The organism is Bacillus sp. SIMBA_031 (genome assembly GCF_046535225.1).
Taxonomy (GTDB): domain Bacteria; phylum Bacillota; class Bacilli; order Bacillales; family Bacillaceae; genus Bacillus; species Bacillus velezensis.
The window spans coordinates 1-292 of sequence record NZ_JAWRXC010000127.1 but is presented as its reverse complement, the minus strand read 5'-3'; the positions used below and the strand labels follow the sequence as shown (position 1 = coordinate 292).

Here is a 292-nt window from a genome sequence, read left to right as displayed (position 1 = left end):
AGTCACGGCTGTCGGGGCGTACCGGCGGTGGTCTGGACCCGTGCGCGGCATTGCAGGTGGCGCTGCAGCTGGAGCCTGGCGAAAGCCGGGAGGTGGTATTCCGCCTGGGCGCCGCCCGGGACGCCCGCGCCGCTACCCGCTGCGTGCAGCAGTACCGGGGGTTGCAGGCCGCCATGGACGAGTTCGACAAGGTCAGCGCCTACTGGCGGCGCACACTGGACACCGTGCAGATCGAGACGCCAGAACCTGCACTGGATGTGCTGGCCAACGGCTGGTTGATGTACCAGGTGAT

The 292-nt window shown here is 68.5% G+C and carries 1 pseudogene; it reads left to right on the top strand.

The features are described from left to right. Window positions 1-292, top strand: a pseudogene (locus SB724_RS19785) (GH36-type glycosyl hydrolase domain-containing protein); the annotation flags it as partial.